At 36.7% G+C, this 23886-nt stretch carries 20 protein-coding genes; 9 read left to right on the forward strand and 11 right to left on the reverse strand.

Going from position 1 to position 23886, the window contains the following annotated elements; genetic code table 11:
- Window positions 1-1467, reverse strand: coding sequence for a UDP-glucose--hexose-1-phosphate uridylyltransferase (locus ABM34_RS11690; protein WP_048706571.1), 1467 nt, complete (start codon window positions 1465-1467; stop codon window positions 1-3).
- A 184-nt stretch (window positions 1468-1651) separates the two neighbouring features.
- Here ABM34_RS11690 and ABM34_RS11695 point away from each other — a divergent pair, with 184 nt between their 5' ends.
- The gene (locus tag ABM34_RS11695) at window positions 1652-2521 is read left to right on the forward strand and encodes a DegV family protein (protein ID WP_048705943.1); all 870 of its coding nucleotides are present in this window, start codon (window positions 1652-1654) and stop codon (window positions 2519-2521) included.
- A gap of 429 nt (window positions 2522-2950) precedes the next feature.
- Here ABM34_RS11695 and ABM34_RS11700 read toward each other — a convergent pair whose 3' ends face one another.
- Both ABM34_RS11700 and rlmD read right to left on the reverse strand, forming a co-directional pair.
- Window positions 2951-5623: an HAD-IC family P-type ATPase gene (locus ABM34_RS11700; RefSeq protein WP_048705945.1), complete on the reverse strand. Its 2673-nt coding sequence runs from the start codon at window positions 5621-5623 to the stop codon at window positions 2951-2953.
- A gap of 265 nt (window positions 5624-5888) precedes the next feature.
- Window positions 5889-7268: a 23S rRNA (uracil(1939)-C(5))-methyltransferase RlmD gene (gene rlmD, locus ABM34_RS11705; RefSeq protein WP_048705946.1), complete on the reverse strand. Its 1380-nt coding sequence runs from the start codon at window positions 7266-7268 to the stop codon at window positions 5889-5891.
- Between the two features lie 62 nt (window positions 7269-7330).
- Here rlmD and recX point away from each other — a divergent pair, with 62 nt between their 5' ends.
- Together recX and ntdP are read left to right on the forward strand one after the other, a co-directional pair.
- Window positions 7331-8101, forward strand: a complete 771-nt coding sequence (gene recX / locus ABM34_RS11710; RefSeq protein ID WP_048705948.1) for a recombination regulator RecX — start codon at window positions 7331-7333, stop codon at window positions 8099-8101.
- Between the two features lie 74 nt (window positions 8102-8175).
- Window positions 8176-8709, forward strand: a complete 534-nt coding sequence (gene ntdP / locus ABM34_RS11715) for a nucleoside tri-diphosphate phosphatase (RefSeq protein WP_048705949.1) — start codon at window positions 8176-8178, stop codon at window positions 8707-8709.
- A gap of 48 nt (window positions 8710-8757) precedes the next feature.
- Here the strand turns inward: ntdP and ABM34_RS11720 are convergent, their stop codons facing one another.
- The 8 genes from ABM34_RS11720 to ABM34_RS11750 all read right to left on the reverse strand — a co-directional run bounded on the left by ABM34_RS11720 (window position 8758) and on the right by ABM34_RS11750 (window position 15071).
- Window positions 8758-9894, reverse strand: coding sequence for an AI-2E family transporter (locus tag ABM34_RS11720; RefSeq protein ID WP_048705951.1), 1137 nt, complete (start codon window positions 9892-9894; stop codon window positions 8758-8760).
- Window positions 9895-9942: 48 nt separating this feature from the next.
- A complete protein-coding gene (locus ABM34_RS13500) occupies window positions 9943-10068 on the reverse strand; it encodes a hypothetical protein (protein WP_257719936.1) in 126 nt (41 codons plus the stop codon).
- A 151-nt stretch (window positions 10069-10219) separates the two neighbouring features.
- Entirely contained in the window at window positions 10220-10975 is a 756-nt protein-coding gene (locus ABM34_RS11725) for an amino acid ABC transporter ATP-binding protein (RefSeq protein ID WP_048705953.1), read from the reverse strand.
- On the reverse strand, window positions 10975-11670 hold the full coding sequence (locus ABM34_RS11730) for an amino acid ABC transporter permease (RefSeq protein WP_048705955.1): 696 nt from the start codon (window positions 11668-11670) through the stop codon (window positions 10975-10977). Before ABM34_RS11730 ends, ABM34_RS11725 begins: the two co-directional genes overlap by 1 nt.
- Window positions 11671-11700: 30 nt before the next feature.
- Window positions 11701-12477 (reverse strand): transporter substrate-binding domain-containing protein, encoded by a 777-nt coding sequence (locus ABM34_RS11735; protein ID WP_048705957.1) that lies wholly within the window; start codon window positions 12475-12477, stop codon window positions 11701-11703.
- Between the two features lie 77 nt (window positions 12478-12554).
- Window positions 12555-13478: a cysteine synthase A gene (gene cysK, locus ABM34_RS11740; protein ID WP_048705959.1), complete on the reverse strand. Its 924-nt coding sequence runs from the start codon at window positions 13476-13478 to the stop codon at window positions 12555-12557.
- A gap of 78 nt (window positions 13479-13556) precedes the next feature.
- A complete protein-coding gene (locus tag ABM34_RS11745) occupies window positions 13557-14363 on the reverse strand; it encodes a homoserine O-acetyltransferase/O-succinyltransferase family protein (protein WP_157023333.1) in 807 nt (268 codons plus the stop codon).
- A gap of 243 nt (window positions 14364-14606) precedes the next feature.
- Window positions 14607-15071, reverse strand: a complete 465-nt coding sequence (locus ABM34_RS11750) for a hypothetical protein (protein ID WP_048705961.1) — start codon at window positions 15069-15071, stop codon at window positions 14607-14609.
- A 126-nt stretch (window positions 15072-15197) separates the two neighbouring features.
- On the opposite strand from ABM34_RS11750, the gene ABM34_RS11755 reads away from it, so the two are divergent.
- The 6 genes from ABM34_RS11755 to ABM34_RS11780 all read left to right on the forward strand — a co-directional run bounded on the left by ABM34_RS11755 (window position 15198) and on the right by ABM34_RS11780 (window position 23706).
- Window positions 15198-16559: a hemolysin family protein gene (locus ABM34_RS11755; RefSeq protein WP_048705963.1), complete on the forward strand. Its 1362-nt coding sequence runs from the start codon at window positions 15198-15200 to the stop codon at window positions 16557-16559.
- Between the two features lie 33 nt (window positions 16560-16592).
- Entirely contained in the window at window positions 16593-18170 is a 1578-nt protein-coding gene (locus tag ABM34_RS11760; RefSeq protein WP_048705965.1) for a peptide chain release factor 3, read from the forward strand.
- A gap of 522 nt (window positions 18171-18692) precedes the next feature.
- Window positions 18693-19118, forward strand: a complete 426-nt coding sequence (locus ABM34_RS11765; protein WP_048705967.1) for a hypothetical protein — start codon at window positions 18693-18695, stop codon at window positions 19116-19118.
- A 30-nt stretch (window positions 19119-19148) separates the two neighbouring features.
- Window positions 19149-20897, forward strand: coding sequence for a M13 family metallopeptidase (locus ABM34_RS11770; RefSeq protein WP_048705969.1), 1749 nt, complete (start codon window positions 19149-19151; stop codon window positions 20895-20897).
- Window positions 20898-21312: 415 nt separating this feature from the next.
- Entirely contained in the window at window positions 21313-22650 is a 1338-nt protein-coding gene (gene brnQ / locus ABM34_RS11775) for a branched-chain amino acid transport system II carrier protein (protein ID WP_048705971.1), read from the forward strand.
- A gap of 126 nt (window positions 22651-22776) precedes the next feature.
- Window positions 22777-23706 carry an AEC family transporter gene (locus tag ABM34_RS11780; RefSeq protein WP_048705973.1) on the forward strand — a complete coding sequence of 310 codons (930 nt, stop codon included), beginning with the start codon at window positions 22777-22779 and terminating at the stop codon, window positions 23704-23706.
- The last annotated feature ends 180 nt before the right edge of the window (window positions 23707-23886 follow it).

Consider the following 23886-nt stretch of genomic DNA (forward strand, 5'->3'; position numbering starts at 1 on the left):
TTAATCCTCCTTGAGCAAATCAGTAAATTTTGTAAATGCAGCCTGGCCAGCTTCATTCCATTTGAAAACACCAGCATCTTCAAGCACACGAGCAAAAACTTTGGCGACTTGGTTATCGACAATTTCTTCAACATTATCTTTTTTAATGTTGTTATTTTGTTTTATTTCATCTGCCCAAACTTGGTGATATTTGGCAATATTGTTTGGTTCATCTAGTAAATATTTTTCAACTTCATGCAATTCAGGCTTAAGTCTAGGTGGCAAAATTGCGCGCCCCATAACTTCAATCAAGCCAATGTTTTCCTGCTTAATATGTTGAACATCTTGATGTGGATGGAAAATTCCGTCCGGATATTGCTGCGAAGTTTGATTGTCACGTAGAACAATATCTAATACGTACATATCATCTTTTTTATATGCGATTGGGGTAGTAGTATGATGCCTAACATTATTGGTATATGCGCGGACATCCACATTTTCATTTGAATAGTCTTTCCATGTATCATGAATTTTGGTGGCTGCAGTAATCAGCTTATCGGTGTTCTTAGATTGTAGTCTGATAGTTGAAAGTGGCCATTTAACGATACCAGCCGTTACACCAGAATCACCAACATCGATAACTTTTTCAATTGGAGCGTTCATCATTGGGAAAGTGTGACGGCCGCCTTGATAATGTTCATGCGATAACATTGAACCACCAACAATTGGTAGGTCGGCATTACTTCCGACAAAATATTGAGGAAACAGCTTAACGATATCTAATAGATTTGCAAAAGTATGCTGGTTGATAACCATTGGCTCATGCTTTTCAGATAAGAAAATTGCGTGTTCTTTGAAATATGCATAAGGAGAATATTGAAATCCCCAGGTTTCACCACCTAATTGGAAACGAATAATACGATGGTTGGCTCTTGAAGGATATCCAGGACGCCCCTGGTATCCTTCATTTTCCATACACAATTGGCATTTAGGATAGTTATTTGAAACATTATCTTTTGCTGCTGCAATTGCCTTTGGATCCTTTTCAGGTTTAGATAAATTGATAGTTATTTCAATGTCACCAAAGTTAGTTGGAGAAGTATATGAAATATTTTTCTTAATGGCTGAAGTCTTTACATAGTCATTTTTACAACAAAGTGTGTAAAAATAATTCGTCGCCATTTCTGGATCATTCGAATATAAGTTCCAGAAAAATTCATTTACAGCAGAGGGGATAGGCGTGGCAAAATCCATAATTCGATCACCAGTCCGCTCTCGATCACCAGGAGTATCAGGAATTCTTCCATTATTTACTGCATCTAAAACAAGTGCGTCCCGGATCTTCAAAGGATCAACAGTATGCGAATCCGAAGTGGTATCGTCACCAACAAGCCCCTTAATTCGATTAATCAAATAAATACGGTCGATATCTTGAAAGTTAGTATTTGAATCAATTATATATTCAACAAATTTTTCAATATCATTCATCATTAGTATTTTCCCCATTTACTAAACATTTACTTAAACTTATGATAACGCTTTCTAATAGTACTCACAAGAAATTTGTTCACAATACTATAAAATCCTTAATACTTAATCAAACCAAAGAAATCTTTGTATTATGGTATTATTTAGACACTAACCATTATTTTAAAGAATAGAGGAAATGTCTATGCGAACGGCAGTTGTGACTGATACAGCCGCGTACTTAACACCGGAGCAAATTGAAAAGTTTCATATTACTGTTTTACCAGTCACTGTAATTCTAGGTGGTAAAGAGTATAAAGAGACCGAGGAGCTTGGATTAGATACTTTTTACGACTATTTAAAGAACGAAGAAGAGCTGCCCACAACAGCTCAAGTGTCTATGGGTCAAATCGAAGAAGCATATGATCGATTAGTTTCAGAAGGATATGACAACATTATTTCTATTCATTTATCTAGTGGTATAACTTCATTTATGGATAATTTACGTATGTTTTGTAAATCATACGACAAGGCAACCGTTTATCCATTTGACTCATTATGTGCCAGTGCTGGCGAAGCAGATTTAGCAATGCTAGCAGGAGCCATGATTCTAGAAGGCAAGACACCAGAAGAAATCGTTCCCCAGATGGAAAAAATGAGATCCACGAGAGATGTTTACTTTGCGGTAGATGACTTAAAGCATCTGATGCGAACTGGCCGACTAAGCAATCGTTCAGCAGTCATCGGAAACCTACTCAACATCAAGCCATTATTGACGTTTGATAAAGAGGGTAAAATTATAGCCATCGACAAAGCAAGAACAATGAAGCGTGCCCTAAAAGCTATATTCGTTGAACTAAGAAAATATTCCGACAGCGTTGATTTCAAAATCCATGCCACTGTCATCGATGCCAATAATGAATCAATGTCAGAAAATTGGGCAAATGAAATACATGAAGCCTTTCCAGAAATCAGAGTAAGCAGAAGTCAGTTAGGGCCCGCAATAAGTGTTCATACTGGTGAAAAAACCATGGGAATCTTATGGGAACAAGATTGGCAAGAATTATCTAAATAATCAAAAATTCGTAACTCCCAAATTCGGAGGTTACGACTTTTTAATTAGTGAGTTCATCGTTGAATTTTGAAAAAAAGTAATAAAAGCAACAGACCGATCAATGATTGATCTAGGAATAGTGAAATAAATAAAAATAAGCACTAACAAATCAGTTGTAAAACGACGTATGAATATACTGGTGGATGATTTTTTTTGACAAACATCAGCTTCTGGGAGCGAGAAATACCGGCAGCAGTGAAAGTGTAATTAAGGCGTAAGCCTTAATTACACAGGACGAGTTTTGAAATTCGCGAACCGTGCGAAGTTCAAAACCGAGCCCAGAGACCTCGGCTCTGGGCGGTCCCACAGCAGCCGAATTTCTCGCCCCCAGAAGCGGCATCCTTCCGCTATCCCTGCATTTTTAGCAAAACCAAAAAAACGCTCAGAATACTAATTATTCTGGGCGTTTTTCTTAGAAACAGCGATACGTATAAGCTTGTCAATCTCAGCAACAACAAGCACGATAATCCCACCAATAACTGCAAGAAGCCATTCAAATCCACCAATAGCAGTAGTGTGGAAGACTGATTGCATAAATGGAACATAAGTAAGAATAACTTGAAGCACCAACATTAAAGCGATAAAGATATAAGCTTTTTTGTTAACGAACATTTCTTTGATAGCTAAATTGTTAGTTCTAATGTTGAATAGGTAGAAAATTTTACCAACAATTAAAACGTTGATCATAGTAGTGCTAGTCATTGCAGAGGTTGCACCCATACGAGTGAACCATTCATCAATAAACATACCAATGGCGGCCATCAGGACAGATATGTAAACTACTTGAATTACGTCGTGCCGATTCATCAATTTACCATCTGTTTTACGAGGTTTCCGTTTCATAATCCCTTTTTCAGCTGGCTCGAAAATCAACGCAAATTGGATAGTGATGGCAGAAACCATGTTGATCCAAAGCAGTTGAGTAGGGTGAAGCGGAATTTCATCTTGAGCCAAGATGGCAAAGGCGATAATTAAACCTTCAGCAAAGGAAATTGGCAAGAGATATAAAATACTCTTCTTGATATTATCGAAAATACGACGTCCTTCTTTAATAGCCTTGGAAATCGTCGCAAAGTTATCGTCAGTCAATATCATATCGGCTGAGTCTTTGGCAACGTCGGTACCTTTAATACCCATGGCGACACCAATATCAGCACGTTTCAAGGCGGGCGCATCATTAACACCGTCACCTGTCATGGCAGTAACTTTATTGTTTTTTTGAAGAGCATTGATGATTTCAATCTTATTTCCAGGTGTTGTACGTGCGAAAACTTGATTTTTGTCAGCAGCAATTACTTGTTCATCTTCAGAAAGATTATCCCATTCGGGACCGGTAATAGCATGAATTTCATCAGCTAGACCAAGTTTTTCACCGATAGCTTTAGCAGTAGCAGCTGAGTCACCAGTGATCATTTTTACATCAACACCAGCTGAACGAATTTCTTTCAGTGATTGAATAACTTCTTCACGTGGTGGGTCAATGATAGCTGCTAATCCGAGAAAGTTTAATCCAGCATTGATTAATTCGTGTGTTGCATCAGTTTCTTCAGAGGACACATCACGATAACCAACGGCGATAACACGTTTACCTTGAGCTGAATAATCCTCAACAGTTTTTGTCCATTGAGCAATATCAAAACTAGGGTCATTTTTCTTAAACATGGTAAAAAGTTTATCAGGTGAACCTTTGACGAACAATGTCTGCGTATTATTATCGTCTTTAACCAATTGTCCAATATAACGATAGTCTGAGTCGAATGGTAAAATATCAACTTCTTCGTATCGATCTTTAGAACCGAATGGGAATACCTTGTGATATAAGGAAATAAAGGCACCATCAGTTGGTTCACCATTTATTTCCCACTTACCATCTTCGTGTAAGAGGACAGTATCATTAGCGTAATATCCAGCTTCTAAAAACATTTTTAACTGTTCATCATTTGTGACAGGGTTACCATCTTGAGTGATTTTACCAACAGGGTCATATCCAGTTCCACTAACTTGATAATTCTTGTCAGAGAAAATTAAATCGGTCACAGTCATTTCGTTTTTAGTCAATGTACCAGTTTTGTCAGTGGCGATAACGTCAACTGATCCAAGTGTTTCAACGGATGGCAAAGTTTTAATGATAGTATTTTGGTTTTTCGCCATATCACTAACACCTTTAGCCAAGATAACTGAAGTGGTTGCAGGTAATCCTTCGGGAATTGTACCAACAACAACTGAGATAACAGCCATTGCTAACACTGGTAGTGAATAAATATCAAACCAGAATCCGATTGCAAAGATTATTACAGCGGCGATTAAGATGAAGTAAGAAACTCCGGTACCAAGGTGATCGATAACTTGCATCAATGGTGTTTTACGTTGTTTTACTTCGTTAACGGCAGTCGAGATTTTACCGATTTCAGTATTTTCAGCAGTGGCGACAACAATTCCAATACCACTACCTTTAGTTACAGCAGTAGAGGCGAAAGCCATATTGGTTCTGTCGGCAAGCGCCACGTCTCCTTCGATACCTTCTTCAGTTTTTTCAACTGATTCAGCTTCACCAGTAAGTGATGATTCTTGAATACTTAGGTTATCCGATACGACAATTCTCAAGTCGGCAGGTACATTATCACCAGCTTCAAGGAAGACTGAGTCGCCAAGTACGATTTGTTCAGCAGGGACTTCAGTTCTTTTTCCATCACGATAAACTGTTGCATCGGTGGATAACATCTGTTTAATTTTTTCAACAGCGTTTGAAGCACTGGTTTCTTGGAAATATCCAATTAGAGTGTTGATAATGATTACGATACCAATGATGATGGCGTCGGAATATTCACCCATCAAGACAGTTAGAACGACAGCACCCATCAAGACATAGATAACCATATTATTAAATTGTCTTAGAAAGATTTTCCATTTGGGAGTTTGATGAGATTCAATTTTATTTGGACCATTTTCTTGAAGACGCTTTTGTGCGTCACCGGTTGATAGTCCTTGTTCAAAGTCTGTAGTATTATGTTCCCTCTGTATTTCAGAGAGGTCAGTGTGATAGTCGGTAGATTCCATTTTCATATCCTTTTTAAATAGTATTTTTGAAAAAAATAAAAAAAGAGAACTTTGGTAAACGCGGTTTGATGGAAAATGCGGAATTTAATCATAGTGACAAATTTCGGACCAAGAAATCGGATTTAGCATTCTTTCGAACGCTTACCAAAGTTCTCCTAAGCAGGATCTACTTTTAATTTAAGAATTGTTCTTTTTGTCTTCAGTTCGAAGGCTCCTCGGATGTAAAATTTAGTAATAATAGTTTATCAAGAATTTTATGTAACGTCAATCTTTATCTTCTTGAGAATTTTACGATTGTTTCAACATGAGGTGTTTGAGGGAACATATCGAGTGGTTGGAGGTAATCAACACGATATTTCTTTGTGAGCTGAGTTAAGTCTTTTGCTAAAGTCGATGGATTACATGAAATGTAAACTAATTTTTCTGGACGATTGTCCATAATAGTTTCAATCAAATTGTTATCGAGACCAACGCGAGGTGGATCGACAATTAGAGCTGTTGGGTGGATATCACGTTCGAGTAATTCGGGATAAACTTGATCAACGGAACCGACAAAGTATTCAGCGTTTTCAACATGATTTAGTTCAGCGTTCTTTTCAGCATCTGCAATAGCTTCAGGAATGATTTCAATTCCGTAAATTTGTTTAACTTTGTCAGCCATAGTGATACCGATTGTACCAACGCCACAGTAAGCATCCAATAAAATATCATCTGGTGAGGGATGCAAAGCTTCAGTCGCTAGATCATACAACTTATCAGTTTGAAGAGAATTTAATTGTAAGAAGGCACGTGGTGATAAATTGAAGATTGATCCGTTAATATCTTCTTGAAGATACTCATCACCCCAGATAAGCTTTGTTTCGTCGCCCCAGACAGCACCTTGATCAACTGGATTGATATTTTGAGAAATTGAACTTACTTCCGGAATTGCTTTCGTGATTGCTTCGACAAATTGACGTTCCTTCAAAAACTTTTTCGAGCGTGTGATGAAAGTTACTTGAAGCTTGTTGAATTCAACAGATTGACGCACGACGATCATGCTGATGATACCTGATTTTTCCTTAGGATTGTAAACAGGTAAACCTAGTTCTTTGATGATATCGACAATCTTACGGATTGCGGACATAGTTAGGTCCATTTGCGTTGGCATTTCTGGGAGGTCAACTAATTCTTGTGTTCCTGCCTTGTACAGCCCACAACGAATTTCTCCATCGATTTCTTGAATTGGGAATTGTGCCTTATTACGATATTTTTCTTGTTGTGGTGAGGCGATTGTAGGCTTAATTGTGTAGTGTTCATAAGCATGAGGCTTATACTTGTTTAGTGATTCTCTGAGAATATCAGCTTTATATTCAAGCTGGTCTTCATATTTAATGTGAGCAAACTCAAGTCCACCGACTTCACTTGCTAATGGGGTGACATCTTCGTTACGATGTGGACTATGAGTTCTGATTTTATGAATCTTACCGTTGATAAATCTAGGATGTATGTCGGTGATTTCGCAGACGATGACATCTTCAGGTACGGCACCAGGGACGAAGACAATTACGTGCTTGAAAAAGCCGATTCCTTCTCCGTTGATACCGATTCGTTTGATTGTTAGGGGAAAACGATCTCCCACTTTTAATTCTTCAGTTATATTGTTTTCCATAATTTTTCCTTTTTTGAAATAAGCGCTAAACTACTAGAAGTATAACATGTGAGGTAATACATTTGAGTAAAGTTACAAAAATACAAGCCCAAAAACGTAAGGGTAGATACAATGTCTTTCTGGATGATGAATATGCATTTCCAGTTGGTGAATCGACGTTGATTGAATTTCGATTGATGAAGGGAACTGAGTTGGACGATGCCCAAGTCACTCTGATAAAAAATCGAGAGAATACTAATAAAGCCTATGGGGATGCAGTTAATTACTTGAGTTATGAACTGCGGACAGAAAAAGAGATGAAAGATTATCTGTATAAAAAGGAGTACAACACTCCGATTATTATGGATGTGATGGACAAGTTGAGGAAGCTTCATTATTTGAATGATGAAGCTTATGCCCAAAGTTTTATCAATACACAACTGCGACTTTCAGCTAATGGACCAAGGACAATTGAACAAAAGATGTTCAAAAAGGGTGTTCCTGATGACATCATTAAGCAAAAGATTTCTGAGATTGATCAAGATATCTTGCTAGATAATGCAACTGAGTTTGCCGAGAAACAAATGCGGAAGACCAATCATGCTTCTTTCAAACAACAGCTAATTAAACTACGACAAAGCCTCTATTCTAAAGGATTTAGTGGCGATATTGTTAGTCAGGCTATCGACAGCTTGGACTTAGAAAAGGACGAAGATGAGGAACAAGAAAATCTTCGTAAAATGATTGATAAAGTTTCGCACAGATACGCTAACACATCTAAGCTAATTACTTATTTAATGGGAAAAGGATTTTCCTATGATGCAATTAAACAAGCTCTTCAAGATGACGATTAGGATGATTGTTCTTTTATTCGTTTCACAGCTCTGTTATAATTTTTTTGAACAAGATTTTGAAAGCTGGTTACGTTATGCAAATACCCAGAGAAGGGGATTACGTAGCAATCCAGAGTTATAAGCATGATGGTCAGTTACATCGTACTTGGCGTGAAACAATGGTGTTAAAGACGAGCGAGAACGAAATAATAGGTTGTAATGATAATACTTTAGTAACAGAATCAGACGGTCGCCGTTGGGTGACTAGAGAGCCCGCAATAGTTTATTTCCATAAACATTATTGGTTCAATATTATTGCCATGATTCGTGATACAGGAGTTTCTTATTATTGTAATTTAGCAACTCCGTTTGTTTTAGATAAAGAGGCCATCAAATATATAGATTATGATTTAGACGTAAAGGTATTTCCTGACGGAGAAAAGCGTTTGCTAGATGTTGACGAGTATGCCGCACATAGTAAGATGTGGAATTACCCGCCAGAGATAGACAAGATTCTACATTATAATGTTGATGTTTTAATTGATTGGATAGACAAGGGAAAAGGTCCATTTTCTCAAGCCTATATTGATCTCTGGATGAAGAGATATAACGAATTATCTCACCATTAATGGATTGCTTAATCCTAAAAAAGACTGCTGAAATTTTCAGCAGTCTTTTTATATTTCGGGAATTTTATTTTTAGATAAATCTTCTTTTTTTAATGTAGCTGTTCGGATTAATTGATAAATGGTGGCAACGATTGGAACGCCAACAAGCATTCCAACTATTCCCGCAAGTCCACCACCAACGGTGATTGCGACAAGTACCAAGATTCCAGGCAGACCAATTGAACTGCCGACCACATATGGGTAAATTAAATTACCTTCTAATTGTTGGAGCACGATAATAAATATTACGAATAGTACACCTTGAAGAGGGGATGTAACAGCAATTAGTACAAATCCGACTCCGCCACCGATCCAAGCTCCAATCATTGGAATTAAAGCTGTCATTCCAACTAATGCTCCAATTGATAATGCGTTTGGAAAGCGGAAAATCAACATTCCGATGGCACAAAGTGTTCCCAAGATAAAGGCTTCAGTTACTTGACCTTTAATAAAACTAGAAAATGATTTGTCCGCCACTTGTAGAACGTAGCGAGATTTTTCCATAAATTTAGCAGGTAAGAAAGCATCAAAAACTCTACTTAAGCGATTTGCGATTCGTTCTTTGCCACTTACCAAATAGATTGCAAAAGTTAGCGCCAAAATAAAATTAAATACACCTTTGGAGATACTACCAAAAATTGAAAGTGAAGATGAGAATACTCCAGAAAGGCCTGTCGAAAGTAGCTTCATCAATTTGCTTTGAATGGACGTCCAATCAATTTTTGTGGTTTCTAATTGAGACATTATTGCATTGGCATTGTTAGAATTATCAAGCCATTTGTTTATGTTATCAACGACATCTGGCAAGCTAGTGAAAAATCCACTGATAGCAGTAATGAATTGAGGAATTACAAGTCGCATGACCCAAGCGATAATAGCGATAATTATTATTAATGACAAAATTAAAGCTGTAGGTCGACGTAGTTTGACTAGTATTGTTTTATCAGCTTTAGGCCAAAACCATTTTTCCATTGTACTACTGAGTATGTTGATACAGTATGCCATAGCGGCACCAATTATTAATGGGAAAGCAACAGCACCAATGCCTTTAAATAAGTTTAATACCTGACCAGGATAAACAAGTAGGATTAAAAATATCGCAATCAGAATGCTGTAGCGGATAATCTCTTTTTTATTAACTTTCATTGATTTCCCCTTTTTTGTGATTATTGATATCTTATCATTTATAGTGAATTAATTTTTGCCATTATCAGATTTTTTAAAAGTTGACTGTAGTTTTTCATTTTCTTCTTGAACCAATTTTTTGAATCCCGGTTCTCTTATGTCTCTTTTTTCAATATATTCGTCTAGTTTTTCCAAAATTTAATCCTCCAATACTTATAGTTGATCAGCTTCATTTAATACTTAAGTATATTCCAAATATTATGACCAATGTATTGGAAACAATTAATTAACGAGATGAAAAAAGCCACTCAATTCAGCATTTAAACTGAACTGAGTGGCTTTTATTTTATTCATCAATTTTATTTGGATCAATCGAAATTCCCGCCAAGAAATCTTTTATACGTGGAGTTGGATTATCGAAGAATTCGTGGGTTTCACCATCGAACACTTTTTTACCATCTTCAATGAAGACAATCTTGTCTGAAACTAATCTAGCGAAATCCATGTTGTGGGTAACTATGACCATTGATTGTCCGGCTTTACATAGATCTTCAAGAATTCTCAGTACCTGTGTTTCTAGCTCTGGATCTAAGGCACTTGTTGGTTCATCCAACAAAATGTATTCGGGGTCCATAGCTAGGGCACGACAGATTGAAATTCTTTGTTGCTGTCCACCTGATAGTTGGCTAGGATAACGATCTCCATAGCCGTCCAAACCAACTTGTTTGAGTAATTTAGCTGCTCTTTCATCGGCGTCAGCAGGGGACTTTTTCAATACATTTATTGGAGCTTCTGTGATATTTTTTGTCACTGTAAGATTTGGGAATAGATTCCAGTTTTGAAAAACCATGCTGGTTTTTCGACGAAGGCTAAAGCTATCTTTCTTTGATAGTGGTTTTGAATAGTCATAAGTCAATTCTGGGAAGCTAATAGTTCCAGACTCAGGTCGAACTAACAAGTCAATTGATCTGAGAAGTGTTGATTTACCAGAACCAGAAGGTCCAAGGATGACAGTTGTTTTCCCATCAGGGAAGTCGACTGAAATATCATGAAGCACTGTTTGACCATCATATTTTTTTACAATATTTTTCAATGAAATCATTAAGCTTCACTTCCTTTAACATAACGAGATGTTCTGTGCTCGAGGTAATGTTGTAGCCAAGTTAATAATGAACATACAACAGCATATAATGCGGCTGCTAATGAGTACATTAGTAATGGTTGGAAGTTTTTAGCTGTGATTTGTTGACTAACCTGGAACATTTCCAAAATCGTAATTGAACTGGCTAAAGATGTATCCTTAACTAATCCAATAAATGAGTTAGAAAGTGGAGGTAGAGCAATCCTAACAGCTTGTGGTAAAACGATTTTCATCAAGGTTTGTCTTGTTGAAAAACCAAGAGTAAACGCTGCATCCCATTGATCATCTGGAACAGAGAGCAAAGCTGAACGAATTGTTTCTGAGGCATATGCACCGGTGTTTAAAGAAAATCCGATAACTGCAGCGATAAATGGATCTAGTTGAACACCAATATTTGGTAATCCAAAGAAGATGATGAACAACTGAACTAGTAATGGAGTTGAACGGAACAGCCAAACATAAAAATTGGCAATAGCTTTGAGCAACATCCAAGGATACTTGATAGCCTTGTTCTCACTAGGTTTAATAAATTTAATTAATGCTGTAAGGACTGCAAGTATCAATCCAAATATAAACGCTAAAATCGCTAACGGAATGGTGTATTGCACCATTGCTACGATCATTTCAGGCAATGATGTAATAATTATATGCCACATAAAATCCGCCCCTCTCGAAAAATGGAAATGTTATTTACTAATGTCTTCACCGAAGTACTTAATTGATAGACGCTTTAATGTGCCATCTTTTCTAAGCTTGTCTTCAGCTTTATTGACCTTATCACGAAGTTTTGTACTGTCTTTGTTGAAGATAGGAGCAATCTTAGTGTTAGGAATTTTGTTTGTAGGGATAACTTTGGCCTTTAAACCACTATCCTTGTTGTCTTTCGCCCATGTTAGGAATGCTTCATGTGAGTTGATGGTAGCTTGAACACGGCCTTGTTTGATCATTGACATGGTAGTAGCAAAGTCTGGAGAAGGCACGATGTTAGCACCGAACTTCTTAGCCTTGTTATAGTTGTCGGTACCAGTACCTTCAGCCATCTTGACGCCCTTTAAATCGTCAACTGACTTGACTTTAGAGTCGCCATCTTTAGTAATTAAAACTGATTTAGATGCAACATATGGTTTGGCAAAAATATAGTGCTTTTGACGATCCTTTGTTTCACCAACGTTATTGATTACAACGTCGAATGTTTTTGAATTTAATCCAGCAATTAGTGAATCCCATTTGGTAGGAACAAACTTAGCTTTCAAGCCCATTTCTTTTGCTAATGCTTTACCAAACTCAACTTCATAACCAGTTAGTTTGCCATTTTCACGGTATGAATATGGAGCATAAGTTCCTTCCAAACCGATTGTTAATGTACCTTTAGTTTTTGTTTCGTTTGAACTGTTTGAGCAACCAGTTAGAATTAATACGAAGGCTGCAACCATTGTAAGCAGCAGTGCGACTCTCTTTTTCATATGACTATCTCCCCAATAGATTAATGTCTTATTTTCTCATAATTTAGGCGTTTTGAGAAAAGATTTGATTTATATTTCTAAAATTTAAATAAATCTGTAGATAAGTATCTTTCACCGTTGTCAGGTGAGACTGTTACAACGTTCTTACCTTCACCAAGTTTTTTAGCAATTTCGATAGCTCCGAAGATATTAGCACCGGCAGAGATTCCTGGTAAAAATCCTTCTTTACGACTTACTTCTTGAGCCATTTGGATAGCTTGATCAGATGTAACTTCAATAATATCTGAATATGAATCTTGATCTAATGTATCAGGAATCATACCAGCTGAAATGCCTTGAATTTTGTGCTTACCAGTTTTACCTTCCTTAAGAAGTGGTGATTCAGCAGCTTCAAGTGCATAAATTTTTACATCAGGATATTTCTTTGTTAAAGCGTGACTAACACCAGATAAAGTACCACCAGTACCAACACCAGCAACAAAGGCATCAACTGTTTGACCATCGAATGCTTCAATGATTTCTTTACCAGTAGTTCTTTCATGTACGTCAGGATTAGCTGGATTACTGAATTGCATTGGTAGGAAGTATCCTTTTTCATCGGAAAGTTCTTTGGCGCGTTTAATAGCTCCACCCATGCCTTCAGAACCAGGTGTAAGAACTAATTCTGTTCCGTAACCTTGCATGATTTTACGACGTTCAACACTCATTGTGTCGGGCATCATGATAATTAAGTGATAGCCCTTTGCTGCAGCTACTAGGGACAATCCAATACCAGTATTTCCTGATGTTGGTTCAACAATAGTATCTCCAGGCTTTAACTTGCCAGCTTTTTCTGCGGCTTCAATCATTGAAAGGGCAATTCTATCCTTGATTGAGCTTCCAGGATTGAAGAATTCTAATTTTACAAAGACGTTGGCAGCACCCTCTGGTACAACTCTATTTAATTTAACAATTGGTGTGTTACCAATTAATTCTGTAATATTGTTAGCAATTTTTGACATATCTATTCCTCCAAATTTCCTCGTAAACAAATTTATTGTAATACTTTAAAAAAATCTTTGTTACCAATATCACTCCGGTCAGCTACACACCTGAACCTTAGCGTTAATGACATTACGGACCCAATTTCCAAAGAACTTAGCCTGAACTTCCTCCCAAGCGAACATCGGTTGGTTATTAATAGGAGAGTAATAATTCACTGGCTGTAATGGGTGGCGTTCGGGATGTGCAGCAAACTCACGCTCATATTCTTTTCTTAAATCATTTTTTTGATATTCAAGGTGTGAGAAAAGAAATGATTGAGGCTTTGTCTTAGACGATGCCAGAAACAACAATCCCTTATCACTAATAGCGTTAATGGTCAGCTGCGAGTTATCGTTAATTTGTTGCTGATTCATTTCTGCGTAACGCGCATGTGGTGCAGGGAAGTTATTAGAAATATTGTCCAAAAGGTTTGATGATTTCAAAATATTATTTTGGAAAATACCAAATGTTTTGTGTGGCAATATTTGTTTGTCGATGCCGTGCAGATGATGTAAGGCCGCCATCGCACCCCAGCATACGTACAGCTGGGGAATACTCATTTCGTTTAATTTATCTAATAGTTCGTCAATCTCATCTTTATAAGTTATATCGTTAAAATCGATTTGTTCAACAGGACTTCCAGAAATAATAAATCCGTCCAAGTTATCCAAGTCATCAAGATCCAGTGGCTTCATGGTGTTTGTTACTGCAGGGTCGAGTTTTCTATCGACATAGCGAGTTGCTGAATAATAGTAGGTAAATTCAACATTTCGATGTTCGTGGGTTAGTGATTTATAAAAGTTTTCGTCTGTTTCAACTTTGTTATACATCAAGTTTAAAATTCCAATTTTTACAGCGTTCACAGTTGACTCCTTTCTAAAATAAAAAAGGGAGCTGACTAATTGTCAGCTCCCTTGAATAGTATCTAATACTAGTACATCAATTGAGTGGAATTAGGCATGCAGAAAAAGTATAATGATTTTTCATCATTACACAGCAACATGCGTTCATTTTTACGTTTTTAAGATTCTTCATGTCTAATTCGCCTCCTGTTTTCTTTGATTACAGAATATTATTAGAAATTCTTTAAGTCAAGCATTTAATATTTAATTTTTCTTTTTCTCAGTATAAATTGAGAGTGAGTCAAACTCTAGATATGAAGCAAGAGTAAGAGAGACCATCATAATTAAGACTAACCATCCGATTGAATTTCCTAAAATATGTTCGATTGGTAAAATTTTTGCGACTAAGAAAATACTACCAATGCACAAGAAAAAGTCGATTACTAAGTTTAATCCAATAATTAATTTATCTCGCTCAAGTATAAAGAAGTTGATGAACTTTTTTAAACCTTTTTTGGTTGAGCTTCGATACATGATTAATATTGGCCTTTGGGCAATTACTTTGATTGCAAAGATACCTAAAGAACCGACGATACCACCAACGATTACTCTCCATGTTAGCGCGTGGAGTACCAGTGCGTTATAAGCAATTCCCGCAATTAATAGACTTACTACGTAAGGTATAAAGAAGAAAAATAAGTATATTACGACGATTTTTTTATTCGACAATTTTGATGACTCCCTATATAGTATTAAGTTTATTTTATCATTAATGCTTCATATATTGTTGAATTGTTTGACACCTGCTATAATTGGTAACATCTATTTTTAATATGAAAGAGAGTGAAAAAATTAATGAGCGATGATCCTACAGGTGCGGCGTTAATTGGACAGATAGTCTTAATTGTTGTTTTAACGCTCCTGAATGCATTTTTTGCGGCCAGTGAAATGGCTATTGTTTCTGTAAATAAATCTACCGTTGAGGATAAAGTTAAGGACGGGAGTCGAAAAGCAGAAAGAATTCTACATGCAATTGAACATCCAACTAATTTTTTATCTACCATTCAAGTAGCTATCACACTTGCAGGATTCCTTTCATCTGCTAGTGCGGCCACAAGTTTAAGTACAAGATTAGAAGGCGTGATTGGTAAGTTCCCAGGAAGTTATGAACTTTCAATCGTGATTATCACAGTTATTTTATCTTACTTCACTTTAGTATTTGGTGAATTATTTCCAAAACAAATTGCTCTGCACAGACCTTATCAAGTGGTGTCTTTTACCGAGCCACTCGTTAATGTCGTAAGTAAAATCTTGGCACCGTTTGTTTGGATTTTGACAGTTTCCATCAATGGATTAATGAAAGTTACTCCACTAGATTTTAGTCAAAAAGAAGACAAGGTTACTCGAAATGAGATGCTCTCGACGATTCAAAAGTCTCGTCAAAGTGGAACTATTAATTCTGACGAGTATCAAATGTTACAAGGTATCATCAAATTCAGCGATAAAAATGTCCGTGAAATCATGGTTCCAAGAACCGATGCATTCATGATCGATATTAATGATTCCCTGGATGAAAATATTGATGCCATTTTGTCCCAACCATTTTCACGTGTTCCTGTTTATGGTGGCGACAAGGATACGATCATTGGTATTGTGCATATCAAAGCTTTATTCAAAAAAGCCCGTGTATCAGGATTTGATAATATCAATTTGAAAAGTATTATGACTGAACCATTATTTGTTCCTGAAACAACAAGTATTGATTCGTTGCTACTTAAGATGCAAACTACTCAAACACAAATTGCCATGATCATGGATGAGTATGGTGGTGTGGTTGGACTTGCAACTATTGAAGATATTCTCGAAGAAATTGTTGGTGAAATTGATGATGAATATGATCAAACAACTACCAATTATCGTCGATTATCTACAAATGAATATTCAGTTGTCGGTACATTTTCTATCGAAGATTTCAATGATCTTTTTGATGAAGATATTGACGAAGAGCAAGATGACGCCGATACTATTGCTGGATATTTAATTATGAATGTTGGTGAGATTCCTGATGCCAATATTCCTAAGAGCATTACATTAGATGACGGTGTGAAATTAACTTCCGGTAAGGTTGATGGTTCAAGGCTTAAAACCGTTATCGTTTCAATTCCTAAAGACAAAGTTAAAGTCGTTACGACTAATATGTTTGAAAAGAAATACTAGTGTATTTCTTTTTTTATGAGTTAAGGAGAAAATATGGATCAAAAACAATTAGAGAGTGAAGTAAGCAAAAGAAGAACATTTGCTATCATCTCTCACCCTGATGCTGGTAAAACTACAATTACTGAACAAATGCTTTATTTTGGTGGTGTAATTCGTTCTGCCGGTACAGTTAAAGCAAAAAAATCTGGTCAATTTGCCACATCTGACTGGATGGAAATTGAAAAGAAACGTGGTATCTCAGTTACAAGTTCTGTTATGCAATTCCATTATCACGATAAAGATGTCAACATTTTGGATACACCAGGACATGAGGATTTCTCAGAAGATACTTATCGTACTTTGATGGCTGTTGATGCTGCTGTCATGGTTATCGACTCTGCCAAAGGTATCGAGCCACAAACTAAGAAATTATTCAAAGTTGTTAAACAACGTGGTATTCCTATTTTTACATTTATGAATAAACTTGACCGTGATGGTCGTGACCCACTAGATTTGATTGCTGAACTTGAAGAATTATTGAACATCGAGGGATGTGCAATGAACTGGCCAATTGGTATGGGTAAGGAACTCAAGGGATTGTACGATATTCGTAACAATCGTGTTGAGTTGTACCGTAAAGATGGTGATGATCGTTATCTTGACCTTGGTGAAGACGGCAAGTTGAAAGAACGTAACCCACTTGAAGAAGAGGGTGTTTATGAACAAGCTCTTGGCGAAGTAGATTTGATCAAAGAAGCCGGAAACAAGTTTGATTTAGATAAAATCATGCAAGGTAATCAAACTCCAGTATTTTTCGGTTCAGCTTTGACAAACTTTGGTGTGCAAGTATTCTTGGATACATTCTTAGATATGGCACCAGCTCCATCACCACACAAACAAAAAGACAGTGATGAAATCGTTAATCCAGATGACACAGAATTTTCAGCCTTTGTATTTAAAATTCAGGCAAATATGAACCCAAATCACCGTGACAGAATTGCTTTCGTCAGAATTTGTTCAGGTGAATTCGAAAAGGGTATGGATGTTACTTTAAATCGTACTGGTAAAACAATGCGTTTGAATAATGCGACAGAATTCATGTCTGATCAAAGAGAACAAGTAAAGACTGCTGTTGCTGGAGATATCGTAGGATTATACGATACAGGTAACTTCGAAATTGGTGACACAATTTATACAGGTAAAAAGGCAGTTCAATTCGAGGACTTACCACAATTTACTCCAGAAATGTTCATGGAAGTTCAAGCTAAGAACGTTATGAAACAAAAATCATTCCATAAAGGAATGCAACAACTAGTCCAAGAAGGTGCTGTTCAATTGTATAGAACATATACAACAAACGACTATATCTTAGGTGCTGTTGGACAACTACAATTTGAAGTATTCCAATTCAGAATGAAGAACGAATATAACTGTGATGTTGTCATGAATCCAATTGGTTCAAGAACTGCACGTTGGATTGATCCAGATCAACTTGATCCAAGTATGTCGTCATCAAGAAATATGCTGGTTAAGGATTTGGACGACAATCCATTGTTCTTGTTCGAAAACCGTTTCGCAGAAAACTGGTTTGCTAGCAAGTATCCTGATGTAACATTAACTTCAAAACTATAATAAAATCTCTTCGGAATGTTGTGTGAACGAAACTGTTCATGTGATATTTTGAAGAGATTTTTTTATATGCCGTCTGCAGAGCTGAAAAATATTCTTCGGCTGTGCGGGACGGTCTGAGCCTAAGTGCGGTCTCAGACCTCGGTTTGGAGCCTTTCGAAGTTCGCGAAAGTCTTCAAACTCGCCCGGTGGTGTAAGGGTGGCATAGTTCGCCGCCCTAACGCCACTTTCACTGCCTTCGAATATTTCTCAGCTCTTCCGACTGGTTTGCATTAGTAAATAGATGAATCTGTGGGTATGTATCACTCTAATTTTTGTGCATCTAAAATTTTCTTCCACTATCACTGACGATTAGTTCGACAGGGTACATCAAAACTCAGAATAGGTATTGGACACACACATGTCAAAACATTGAAATAGATGCATTTCCAAAAAATAAATCAGATTTCATGGAAATTATGCGAAAGTAAATGTTCCCAAGGGTATAATGAAAAATAAAGATATTTATATTTTGGGGGACGTACTATGAAAAAGAGTGGTGTACTAGTTTGCACTGTTGCATTGACTATCTTGTTGGGTTTGGGGATGGCTCCGCAAAATGCTGATGCAGATCAATTAAATAACAGTTCCGATACTAGCGAAATTACTGGTTTAAAAAATGATAACAACGAAACCACTTCTGAAGAGTTGAATATTACTAATTCTATGCCAACTGAAGTTGATGAGGATAATTTAAATAATTCTGATCGTGCTGGTGGTCAATGGGCTACTGATCCTAAAACGGCAACTCCACAATCAAATTTTTATTATTCAGTCAATAGTAAGTGGCTAGATGATAATAAGAAATCAACAGAGGATTCATCGATCACTGATCCTTCGGCTACCAAAACAGATCAAGACATTGCCTATGAAGATGCTCAAAAGGATGTCACCGAAGTTGCCAGTGGCTAAATTGTCACCGATGTTCCACAAATTCAACAAATGGGTGATTATTATAATCGTTATTTAGCTATGTTGAACTCGGACCAATTGAATGTGGGGTCTCTGAAAAGCGATCTTAAAAGTATTCAGGATTTAAAATATTACTCTGACTTGAATTCGAAACCAGCTTATTTTGATCAAAACAGCATTAAATTACCATTCTCAATTAGTGCCACCCCAGATTTACAGGATAGTCGAAAAACTAATTATGTATTTAGTCAATCTTCCAACAATATACCTGCTACAACCAATGCCGCCGATTTTAATCAAGGTGCAGCCAAAGGGTTCATTGATTCGATGGTGAATTTATTTGGGTTGTTAGGGATTGACAAAAACCAATCTATGCCAATAATCATGAATGCTATTACTTTCGAAAATTCATTGACCTCAGGATTGGTCGATAAACAACGTGATAACGGAAGTTCACCCGAAGACTTATCTAGCTTTAATCCCTATACAACTAGCATGTATAGCACAATGGATGTGAATGAATTTTATAATAAACAATCCAATCTTCAACTAAAGCAATATGTCGAAACAATGTTTCCTGGATTAAAACAAATTCAATTGACAAATCCACAAGCTTTGAACACCTACAATAATATTTTCTCCCTAGGTAATTTTGAATCATTAAAAGACTGGATGATGCTGCTACAAGTTTTTAACAATCGGGAATTGTTTAGTCAACAAGGTGTTAACGCAACTAAAGAATTCGACGATAACTCTCAAACTTTTATAATTTCAACACTTGGTTCAGTTGATACAACAACTAATGTAGGAAAATCCTTTATGGCAACTCAACAATATTTTTTAGATGATATGAGTACGCTTTATGGAAAAATCCAAGTCGGTTCAAAAGTTAAAAATGATGTTTTAACGATGACTGAAAAAATCAGGGATGCGTATATTCAGCGTTTGAATAATAATACTTGGTTAAGCCCTCAGACAAAAAAAGCAGCAGTTAATAAGTTAGAGAAAATGATTATTAACGTTGGCTATCAAGAAGGAATACCTGCATTAACCGATTACACGAGTTTAAATTTCAGTCCTAATGAAAGTATTTACGATATTAATAAAGCTATTAACAAGTATCGTCAAGATGTCACTTTACTAAGTTTAAAAGAAAAATCTGAACGTGCAGGAATTCAACGCGCCAGTTTTGAACGTAATGCCTTCTATGATCCAAGCTCAAACAGTATTGCCGTGGATGGTGCCATGCTAACAGCTCCCTTCTTTTCAGAGAGCCAAACCGTCAGTCAAAACTATGGTGGAATTGGAATAGTAATTGGACACGAGATTTCACATGCCTTTGACCCAACCGGAGCACAATTTGATTCCAATGGAATTAGAAGTAATTGGTGGACAGAAGCAGATAAAGAGAAATTCAATGATTTAAGTATGAAAATGGATGATGAGTACAACGGAATTAAGATGGACTGGGGAACTGTTAATGGGAAGAATACTCTTAGTGAAAATGTTGCTGATAATGGTGGATTAAGTGTTGCGTTGGAATTGGCAAAACAAGATCCATCGTACAATGCTAAAGAGTTCTTCGAAAACTGGGCAAGATCTTCACGAATGTCTGTTGATAAATTCACTGAAGAAATGTTGATGCTTGATAGTCATGCCCCTGCTCCTGTTCGAGTTAACGTAGCAGTTCAAAATCAAGACGATTTTTATAGTACTTATGATGTTAAACCTGGCGATCCTATGTATTTGGCACCTCAAGACAGAGTTAGTATCTGGTAAAAATGCCGTCTCCAGAGCTGAGAAATATTCTTCGACTGTTGTTGTGGAATATAATGATTTTTAATTTTTTGAGAACTCTTAAAGGATGAGTTTAAATTGAAAACCAGCATTATAAAATATTGACAGCATAATGAAACAAAGCAAACTGAAGTTTATTGATATCTAGACGGAGGGGGAAAATCAATTTGGGCTCAGCCGCCAGATTTCACTTTGCTGACGAAGTCAGCTTAGTGAAAGGGTCGATTTGGAGACATTTCGAACTATGAAATGGCTTCAAACGATCCCGGCAGCGTTCCAGCCCGTAAAATCGATTTTCCCCCTCCGTCGGCATTTCCCACCCAACTCCTCACAAAACCTTTGTGTAAAGCAAACATAATTGGTATTATTTTTAGGACAGATTTTTAAGGGGAACTCAATGCAAAAACGACTATCATTACGTAATTTAATGTTCATCGGCTCAATGCTTTTCGGACTATTCTTCGGTGCCGGAAACCTAATCTTTCCAGTATTTCTTGGCCAACAAGCAGGTAGTAACGTCTGGCTTGCTGTAATTGGATTGTTAATTACTGGTATTGGATTACCACTTCTAGGTGTTGCTGGACTTGGTATCACTGAAAGTGCCAGTGTCTTTGATTTGGCAAAAAAAGTTAATCGTTCGTATGCTTATATATTTACGGTTTTACTTTATTTAATTATTGGTCCATTGTTTGCAACACCTAGGTTGGCGACGACTTCGTTCCAAATGGGAATAGTGCCATTTGTTTCAAATGGGCAGCAAGCGCTAGTTCTGGCAATTTTTTCTATCTTATTTTTCGCCGCATCATGGTGGTTTGCACGTAAGCCTAGCAAGATCATGACTTATGTTGGAAAGTGGCTCACACCAATTTTTCTTATTTTATTGGGAATTTTGATTGCGGTGGCACTTATTCATCCGATGGGATCTCTTACTGCGCAGCCTCAAGGGCAATACGTTCACAGTCCAGTTTTGGCTGGATTTACTGAAGGTTATAATACGATGGATGCTTTGGCTTCATTAGCATTTGGCGTGGTTGTTATCGACGGTATCAAGATGTTGGGGATCACTGATCCTAAGGCGATTGCGACTGATACGATTAAAGCAGGGGCTATCAGCGTTGTTTTGATGGGAATCATCTATACATTGTTAGCTTTGCTTGGTGCAATGAGTTTGGGTCACTTGAAGTTGGCTGCCAATGGAGGAATTACGCTGGCACAAATTTTCAATTATTACTTCGGTAGTTTTGGAAATGTCTTGTTAGCTTTGATTGTTATTGTTGCTTGTTTGAAAACTTCAATTGGTTTAATTACAGCATTTGGAGAGGCTATGCATGAAATGTTTCCTAAAATTTCATATCAAGTATTAATCGCTATTGCTAGTATTTTGCCATGTATTTTCGCAAATGTGGGATTGACGAACCTTATTCAATATTCAACTCCAGCTTTGATGTTCATTTATCCATTAGCAATAACGCTGATTATCTTGGCTATATTGACACCATTTATTGGATCATCAAAATGGATTTTCGGAGTTACAACTTTGTTCACTTTGATACCTGCAATTTTAGCTGGATTAGAAGCATTAAGTTTCGTATTTAAGGGTCAGGGATGGTTTACAACATTGATGCATTTTAATGATGTACTTCCATTAGCAAGCCTTGGATTAGGGTGGGTCGTTCCTGCATTGATTGGGTTAGTTGTTGGATATGTTATTAGTCGTTTCAGGCCTACAGTATAATAAATAAAATAATAATGACGCATGGTAATTTAAATATTACTTATGCGTCTTTTTTTGACGAAAATCGTTGACGAATCAATGGATGAACCTAATAATTATGAGAACTACTATTTAGGGGATGAGCTCATGGATATCGGACAACTGACTAATCAAATCTTTTTAATGTTCGGATTAATGTTAGTCGGAGTTATTATTGGCAAGACCAAATTAATGAGCGTGCAAACCTCAAATGATTTGACGAATATCTTGATAAAAGTAATTGGACCGTGCTTGATTATTAATGCTTTTGAGCAAAATTACTCACAAAGTAGAATCAAACTATTTGTATTGGCAGCAGTTGCAGTTGCTATCGCCTATGTGATTGAAATAGTTATCTCCAAATTTGCCTTCGCTAGAGTCAAAAATTCCAATTTAAAAAGAGTTTCAACTTATGGCAGTGTTTACTCGAACGCCGGATTCATGGGAATTCCTTTGATTAGTGCATTATTTGGACCAACTGGGGTATTTTATGGTGTTGTCTCGTTAGCAGTCTGGAACGTCTTTAATTGGACACACGGAATCAGTTTGTTTAACGAAGCCAAAGGAGAAGAGGGTTCTAAATTCAAACAAATATTTTTGAATCCGAATGTTATCGCAATAATTATAGGATTAATCCTATTCATTTTTTCTTTAAGCTTACCTTCCACTGTTGACCAAGTAGTTAAATATGTCGGCTCGATCAACACACCATTATCGATGATTGTTATTGGAAACAGTCTAGCAAGTATTAAATTTGATAAATCCATGTTAGAGAGACATTTGTGGATCAGCTTAATATTGAGAAATTTAATTTATCCAGTGATTGCAATCTTCGTACTCAAATTAATGGGGATTACTGGAATAGCCTTTTATACCACAGTTGTTATGGCAGCATGTCCGGTGGCAGGTTTGATCGTCTTGTTCACTCTCCAAGCCAAAGAAAATCCAGCTCCAGCAATTGCACTAATGAGTTTGTCTACAGTCTTAAGCTTGGTAACAATTCCTATCGTATTTGCAATAAGTAATATGAGGATTTAGCAGTATACATAAGGACAACAATTTTATCCGTAAGATTATTTTCATAAAAATATTCCGTGGAAAGGATGATATCAAATTATTATTCGAAATTTAATCATGTCAATTTTGATGTTATGTCCTCTAGCAGTCCCATTATTAATCATTTTTGGTGGAGTATTTTTCTATGGCATGTATTTTCTG

This window comes from Companilactobacillus ginsenosidimutans (assembly GCF_001050475.1).
Lineage (GTDB): Bacteria > Bacillota > Bacilli > Lactobacillales > Lactobacillaceae > Companilactobacillus > Companilactobacillus ginsenosidimutans.

Coding starts and splice junctions, on each gene's coding strand:
- ABM34_RS11735 (WP_048705957.1), bottom strand. CDS start 12,477: ATGAAAAAGAGAGTCGCACTGCTGCTTACAATGGTTGCAGCCTTCGTA.
- ABM34_RS11730 (WP_048705955.1), bottom strand. CDS start 11,670: ATGTGGCATATAATTATTACATCATTGCCTGAAATGATCGTAGCAATG.
- rlmD (WP_048705946.1), bottom strand. CDS start 7,268: ATGGAAAACAATATAACTGAAGAATTAAAAGTGGGAGATCGTTTTCCC.
- ABM34_RS11765 (WP_048705967.1), top strand. CDS start 18,693: ATGAAAAAGAGTGGTGTACTAGTTTGCACTGTTGCATTGACTATCTTG.
- ABM34_RS11780 (WP_048705973.1), top strand. CDS start 22,777: ATGGATATCGGACAACTGACTAATCAAATCTTTTTAATGTTCGGATTA.
- ntdP (WP_048705949.1), top strand. CDS start 8,176: ATGCAAATACCCAGAGAAGGGGATTACGTAGCAATCCAGAGTTATAAG.
- ABM34_RS11690 (WP_048706571.1), bottom strand. CDS start 1,467: ATGAATGATATTGAAAAATTTGTTGAATATATAATTGATTCAAATACT.
- cysK (WP_048705959.1), bottom strand. CDS start 13,478: ATGTCAAAAATTGCTAACAATATTACAGAATTAATTGGTAACACACCA.
- ABM34_RS11695 (WP_048705943.1), top strand. CDS start 1,652: ATGCGAACGGCAGTTGTGACTGATACAGCCGCGTACTTAACACCGGAG.
- ABM34_RS11700 (WP_048705945.1), bottom strand. CDS start 5,623: ATGAAAATGGAATCTACCGACTATCACACTGACCTCTCTGAAATACAG.
- ABM34_RS11755 (WP_048705963.1), top strand. CDS start 15,198: ATGAGCGATGATCCTACAGGTGCGGCGTTAATTGGACAGATAGTCTTA.
- brnQ (WP_048705971.1), top strand. CDS start 21,313: ATGCAAAAACGACTATCATTACGTAATTTAATGTTCATCGGCTCAATG.
- ABM34_RS11725 (WP_048705953.1), bottom strand. CDS start 10,975: ATGATTTCATTGAAAAATATTGTAAAAAAATATGATGGTCAAACAGTG.
- ABM34_RS11760 (WP_048705965.1), top strand. CDS start 16,593: ATGGATCAAAAACAATTAGAGAGTGAAGTAAGCAAAAGAAGAACATTT.
- ABM34_RS11770 (WP_048705969.1), top strand. CDS start 19,149: ATGGGTGATTATTATAATCGTTATTTAGCTATGTTGAACTCGGACCAA.
- ABM34_RS11720 (WP_048705951.1), bottom strand. CDS start 9,894: ATGAAAGTTAATAAAAAAGAGATTATCCGCTACAGCATTCTGATTGCG.